Origin of the sequence: Bacillus sp. MYb209 (assembly GCF_002975175.1) — a bacterium.
GTDB lineage: Bacteria > Bacillota > Bacilli > Bacillales > Bacillaceae_G > Bacillus_A.
In genome coordinates, this window is the sequence record NZ_PCNZ01000076.1 from 1 (window position 1) to 6,318 (window position 6,318).

Genomic DNA, 6,318 nt, shown 5'->3' on the forward strand with positions numbered 1-6,318 from the left:
TTTCTTTTGTCGCTTTCTGCGTTGTTGCTATCGGCGACTTGTCCTATATTACACCTCAATACTCTAATCGTCAACACCTTTTTACAAATAAATTTAATTTAGTACCTTTGCACTCTTTTAACTCTAGATAAGGACCTACAAAGATTTCATTAAAATAGAAACCATCGTCTACTTTTCTTTACCAATCTATTCTTCTAAATACTATTCAATTTAGGTACTTCTCTATTTCAAAGGACTCACTTCCCCCATCTTACCGAACTCATACGATTGATTATTTTCAGCTAAACTAGCAACCTTATTTTAACAATTAATAGTATATAATTAGAAAGTTGCTTTATTTTTTATTACCGCTCCCTATTCCCCTTTGTTTATCAAATTGTAATATCAATAACATTCTATTAGAAACAGGTGACGATATGAAAGATATACGTATTCTTATAGCAGATGACGATAAAGAAATTCGAGACTTATTAAAAAGATATTTAGAGCGAGAATTATATATGGTAGATACTGCAATTAATGGTGAAGAAGCGTTGTGCTTATTTAACCAAAATAACTACAACCTCGTTATATTAGATCTTATGATGCCGAAAGTAGATGGTATCGAAGTGTGCAGAAAACTTAGAGATACTACCAACATTCCTATATTAATGCTAACTGCTAAAGATCACGAAGTTGATAAGATTTTGGGCTTAAGCATAGGTGCTGATGATTATATTACGAAACCTTTCAGTATTCACGAAGTGGTTGCAAGAGTAAAAGCTCTTATGCGACGTTTTTTAGTTCTTGGAAGTAACACTAACGTACAAGAGAAATCAGCTTTAACATTTAAAGGACTAACTATCGATTTTAAAAAATACACAGTCCATACGAATGGAAAAGAAATCAGCTTAACTGGAAAAGAACTTGAACTATTAAAATTCTTCGCTTCAAACCCAGAGCAAGTATTTACGAAAACACAACTCTTTCGGAATGTATGGGACGATAATTATATAGAAGATGATAATACAGTTATGGTGCATATTAGAAAGCTTAGAAAGAAAATAGAAATCGATTCTTCCAATCCAAAATTCATTCAGACTGTATGGGGAATCGGTTATAAGTTTGTAGGTGAAAAGGTTGAAAAATGATAAGATCCTCTTTCTTATTTCATTACAACTTATCATTTGCGGGCTTTTAAATATAGATAAGGGATACCATGTAAAAATATCTTTATTTATTGCTCTTATCATAATTACAATATATCTTTTCTTTTCAAGAGTTCACTTTATTCAAAGCAACGAATCGATGGTTACTAAATTAAGCCGTGCACTTAAAGGGAATTTACAAACGAGGCTATTCACAAATAACGACCGTTCACTAAATAATATCGTATTTTCAATAAACGAATTAATAACTGCATTAGAAAAGGGTCAGATCGAAGCGAGGAAATCCCAAGAAGCTAGAAAACAACTTTTATCTAATATCTCACATGATATCCGAACACCACTTACTTCTATTATTGGATATATTGATGCTTTAAAAGATGATGTCGCTGCTTCTGAAGTAGAAAAGCAAGAATATCTTGAAATACTATATAAGAAATCGAATGACTTAAAACATCTGGTCGATGAAATCTTTAATATGGCCAAGCTAGATGCTGATGAATTTCCATTAAAAGAAGAAGAACTCGATTTTTCTGAAGTTACTAGAGAAGTATTAATCGAATTTTTACCCGAGCTATCAAAACATAACATTGAACTACAAGTTCTCATACCAGAATCTACTTCTCCTATTATTGCAGATCACCTTAGCCTTATACGAATTATAGGTAATCTAATAAAAAACGCTATCCATCACGGAAAAGCTGGGAAAATAGTAGGAGTCGAACTATTAGAAACCAATACAGGATATGAGCTTCTTATTTGGGACAAGGGACCCGGTATTCCAAAACATGATTTACAAAACGTATTTAAGCGGATGTACCGCAGCGAACAATCAAGAAATCCTTCTTACGGTGGTAGTGGCCTCGGACTTTCTATTTCTAAAGCCCTCGTTGAAAAAAATGGTGGGCGTATATGGGTTGACAGTATTCCCCGGGAACGAACTACTTTTGGTTTTTCCGTCCCAAAACACACTACTTTTAAGAAATAGTTAAGAAATGATTAATATGCAGTTAAACCTTCCTTTTTATTATGTAATTAAGAACTTATAGAAAGTAGGTGCCCCCTATAAATACAATTATAAAAACGACAAATCTTACTAAAGTTTATGGGACCCAAAAGTCAGTAGATAATCTAAATATAAATGTACAGCAAGGAGAGATTTATGGATTCATAGGGCGTAACGGCGCTGGTAAAACAACTACAATCCGTATGCTGCTTAGTCTTATAAAACCTACAAGTGGAAATATAGAAATATTCGGTGAGGATTTACTTTGGAATCAAAAAGACATTTTAAGAAGAATTGGTTCTATCGTTGAAGTCCCAGGATTTTATGAAAACTTAACTGCAAGAGAGAATTTATTAATTAATGCAAAGATAATTGGAGTTCACAAAAGGAATGCAATTGAAGAAGCATTAGAAATTGTAGGCTTGCAGCACGAAACAAAAAAACTAGTAGGAAAATACTCTTTAGGAATGAAGCAACGCTTAGGAATTGCACGTGCTCTTCTCCATTATCCTGAACTACTCATACTAGATGAACCAACTAACGGACTAGATCCAATCGGTATTAAAGAAATGCGAAAACTCATTAAATCTTTAGCTCAAGACAGAAATATAACGATACTCATTTCTAGTCATATATTAGCTGAGGTGGAACAACTAGTCGATCGTATGGGAATTATTCATGAAGGAAGGTTATTAGAAGAAGTTTCTCTTGATACACTGCGTAAAGCCAATCGTAAGTACATAGAATTCCAGGTAAATAATGATAATAAAGCTGCGATGCTATTAGAAAATCATTTTCAAATTTTTGATTATGAGGTACATGATGAAGGAAATATTCGTGTTTATTCTCACTTTGGACAGCAAGGACATATCAATAGAACGTTAGTTCGTAATGATGTTGAAGTATTAAAAATTATGATGAGCGAAGATAGACTAGAAGATTATTTCACCAAACTAGTTGGAGGTGGCACAATTGGTTAATCTACTCTATACAGAACTATTAAAATTAAAACGCTCTAATATGTTTTTGATTAGTATTATCGGGGCAGGTGTCGCACCTTTTCTAGTAGTTGTAGCTTCTTATATACATATAAAAACAAAACAGCCTACCCCCACCATTTTGTTTCATCAATTATTCACTGAAGTTAACTTGTATACTACTTTAGTTATAGGATTCCCCTTATATGGAGTTGTGATCGCTTATCTATTTACCCGTGAATACACGGAAGATACATTAAAAAATTTGCTAACTATCCCAGTATCACGTATTAGCTTTATTATAAGTAAATTTATCCTTCTATTTCTTTGGATAATGATGCTAACTTTAGTCGCTTGGGCGCTAACTTTATTATTAGGGCTAATAGGTAGCTTCCCTGGATTTAGTATCACCTTACTTTTAGGCTCTCTCGTAAAGTTTTCAATATGTGGTGGACTTCTCTTTCTCTTGTCTTCACCTATTGTACTACTAACTCTTGTAATGAAGACCTATGTACCACCTATTATATTAACAATCGTTATAACGATGACTAACCTTATGATCGTCAATTCAAAACATAAAGACCTATTCCCATGGACTGCTACTCTAGATATAGCAAATAACGAATTACAACCGACTTATCCACCAGAGTATTCTTATATCATCATTGTAGCAACAGCTATTTTCGGATTTATTACAACACTATTCTATTTTAAAAGAGTAGATATTCATTAATTTATAGGAGTGAAACTATGAGCGATACCATTATTGCCTTCATACTCGGTATTGTAGAAGGATTAGCTGAATTTTTACCTATCTCTTCTACTGGCCATCTTATATTAGTCGGACATTTATTAGGTTTTGAAGGAGAAAGAGCAAAAACGTTTGAAATTGTCATACAGTTAGGAGCAATTTTAGCTATTGCTATTTTGTATCATAAACGCCTTGTTTCTTTATGTAATATTAAACCTCTTCTACGGAAAGAGAAAAAATTCAACGCATTCCATGTATTTCTTGGCGTATTTCCAGCAGTAGTTGCTGGTTTACTACTACATGATGTTATTAAAACATACTTATTTCAACCGTATACTGTCGTAATTGGACTTGTAGCAGGAGCAATTCTTATGATTTTTGCAGAAGTAAAAAAGGTAGAGGCAACCTCTTTTTCACTAGATGATTTAACATACCGTCAAGCATTAACAATTGGATTATTTCAATGCTTAGCAGTATATCCTGGCTTCTCTAGAGCTGGCTCTACTATTTCTGGAGGGCTATTAGCGAAAGTAAATTATAAAGCTGCATCTGAGTTCTCTTTTCTCATTGCCCTTCCTGTAATGGTCGGGGCTACAGGGTTAGACTTATTAAAAAGTTGGAAGTATTTAAGTGCAGATGACATTCCTATGTTTGCTATAGGATTCATTACCTCTTTTATAGTAGCAATGCTAGCGGTAGTAACTTTCCTGAAGCTTTTAGAAAAGATAGGTTTAAAACCTTTTGCATATTACCGTATTTTGTTAGCCATTGTATTTACACTTTCCGTATTGCTATAGCTTTATATAAGTATTATTAAACCGATATTCTAAGTTGAATATCGGTTTTTTGTTTACTTTCTCTCTAGTATTACTCACTTCAATATGTCATAGTTGAGGATAGATTAAAAAACTGAATATTCTTTACTACAAAACCACTTCATTACGGTATGCAAGGTTAACAATTCTACTTTCAGCCCTAACGAGCAATAGCATTTCTGTTTTAGAAACATATATACTAGGAAGAAAATAGTTGCCACAAATGAATGATTACACTAGAGCAGAACAAACGTTCTTAATCCTATGATACGTCATTATGTCTTTTATTTAGGCAAGTAAAGTAACTTCTTTATTATACTTCTCAGAATATATTCATTTACTAGAAGGAAACCTACTCCTCTTATTCAATGCAGATGAAGAGGGTGAGCATCGCGGAATTATCTCTGCTTTAACCGAATTTGAAAGATTGAAGCAAAAAAAACAATTACAGTATCGTTTGGCTATTAATAATGATTTTACAACACCTTTATATGATGGAGATAACCAACGCTATATTTATACAGGAACTGCTGGCAAACTCCTTCCTTGTCTCTATATTTATGGAAGAGAAGTACATGTAGGCGATACACCATCAGGTATTGACCCTAACTTTAGGGCAGCCCACATTACAAATAGACTGCATAATAACTATGAACTAACTGAATTCATTCCCAATGAACTCGTTCTCCCCTCCAACTTGCTTATATTAGCATGCTAATAAAGATAGGTATACTGTTCAAACAGCAACAAGTAGCCAGTTATACTTTAATTACTTTTTTATGAAGCTATACTTTATCAACTATTAGAAGAAACGAGTAAAGCCTGTAAAGAGGCTGAACACTATTTACAAAAGCAGTTTGCACATTTATTAGAGAACTTTCCTAAATGGAATCAATTATGCGAAACAATTCGGAAACTAAGCATCCAGTCTATTAATATGGGGGTATAATAGCGGGTTAAATAGAATTAAATTTAACTAAAGTGAGGTAACAATACAAATGAATCCATTAGCACAAACCTATTGGGATACTTATTGGGGAAAGAACGAAAAACCAAGATCTGTTACTGCTTGGCAATTCGGTGATTCTCCTGATTATCTCGCTCAATTAGTAATTGATGGCATAAAAACTGCAACATGTTCTGGATATATTTTTTATGAATTGGAAAACGAACCGCTACCGACAACTAATGATTATAGTATTATACTCAATAGCCAGGATGAACCAGTAGCAATTATTAAAACAATAGAAGTAACTGTAACACCAATGAATGAAGTAACTGAAGAATTCGCTATCGCTGAAGGTGAAGGCGATAGCACTTATAATTACTGGAGAGACACCCATGTTCAGTTCCTTACGAAGGAACTGAATGAACTTGGCCTTAGTTTTTCTGAAGATATGCTGCTTGTTTGTGAACGTTTTGAGCTTATCGATGTAAAAAACAAAGTGAAGATATAATAAATAACAATTTTATTATACACAAAAAAGACGAGTCATTCTGACTCGTCTTAAAGTTGCTTGGCGACGTCCTACTCTCACAGGGACAAGGTCCCAACTACCATCGGCGCTAGAGAGCTTAACTTCCGTGTTCGGTATGGGAACGGGTGTGACCTCTCTGCCATCAT

At 33.7% G+C, this 6,318-nt stretch carries 7 protein-coding genes and 1 rRNA gene; 7 read left to right on the plus strand and 1 reads right to left on the minus strand.

Annotated elements, in window-relative coordinates:
• The first annotated feature begins 416 nt into the window (after nucleotides 1-416).
• The 7 genes from CQZ94_RS29805 (at nucleotide 417) to CQZ94_RS29840 (ending at nucleotide 6,151) form a co-directional block, all read left to right on the plus strand.
• Entirely contained in the window at nucleotides 417-1,130 is a 714-nt protein-coding gene (locus CQZ94_RS29805; protein WP_105588322.1) for a response regulator transcription factor, read from the plus strand.
• The gene (locus CQZ94_RS29810) at nucleotides 1,120-2,133 is read left to right on the plus strand and encodes a sensor histidine kinase (RefSeq protein WP_142395969.1); all 1,014 of its coding nucleotides are present in this window, start codon (nucleotides 1,120-1,122) and stop codon (nucleotides 2,131-2,133) included. Before CQZ94_RS29805 ends, CQZ94_RS29810 begins: the two co-directional genes overlap by 11 nt.
• Before the next feature lie 68 nt (nucleotides 2,134-2,201).
• Nucleotides 2,202-3,131 (plus strand): ABC transporter ATP-binding protein, encoded by a 930-nt coding sequence (locus CQZ94_RS29815; protein WP_105588324.1) that lies wholly within the window; start codon nucleotides 2,202-2,204, stop codon nucleotides 3,129-3,131.
• On the plus strand, nucleotides 3,124-3,861 hold the full coding sequence (locus CQZ94_RS29820) for an ABC transporter permease (RefSeq protein WP_142395970.1): 738 nt from the start codon (nucleotides 3,124-3,126) through the stop codon (nucleotides 3,859-3,861). Before CQZ94_RS29815 ends, CQZ94_RS29820 begins: the two co-directional genes overlap by 8 nt.
• A gap of 17 nt (nucleotides 3,862-3,878) precedes the next feature.
• The gene (gene uppP / locus CQZ94_RS29825; RefSeq protein WP_105588326.1) at nucleotides 3,879-4,676 is read left to right on the plus strand and encodes an undecaprenyl-diphosphate phosphatase UppP; all 798 of its coding nucleotides are present in this window, start codon (nucleotides 3,879-3,881) and stop codon (nucleotides 4,674-4,676) included.
• Between the two features lie 445 nt (nucleotides 4,677-5,121).
• Nucleotides 5,122-5,412 (plus strand): hypothetical protein, encoded by a 291-nt coding sequence (locus CQZ94_RS29835; RefSeq protein ID WP_258166088.1) that lies wholly within the window; start codon nucleotides 5,122-5,124, stop codon nucleotides 5,410-5,412.
• Nucleotides 5,413-5,692: 280 nt separating this feature from the next.
• A complete protein-coding gene (locus CQZ94_RS29840) occupies nucleotides 5,693-6,151 on the plus strand; it encodes an ASCH domain-containing protein (protein ID WP_105588327.1) in 459 nt (152 codons plus the stop codon).
• A 58-nt stretch (nucleotides 6,152-6,209) separates the two neighbouring features.
• Here the strand turns inward: CQZ94_RS29840 and rrf are convergent.
• Nucleotides 6,210-6,318: ribosomal RNA gene (gene rrf / locus CQZ94_RS29845) — 5S ribosomal RNA — on the minus strand; the annotation flags it as partial.

What these genes read in the sequence shown, in the direction of transcription:
- CQZ94_RS29805 (WP_105588322.1), top strand. Translation starts at nt 417, where the DNA reads ATGAAAGATATACGTATTCTTATAGCAGATGACGATAAAGAAATTCGA.
- uppP (WP_105588326.1), top strand. Translation starts at nt 3,879, where the DNA reads ATGAGCGATACCATTATTGCCTTCATACTCGGTATTGTAGAAGGATTA.
- CQZ94_RS29840 (WP_105588327.1), top strand. Translation starts at nt 5,693, where the DNA reads ATGAATCCATTAGCACAAACCTATTGGGATACTTATTGGGGAAAGAAC.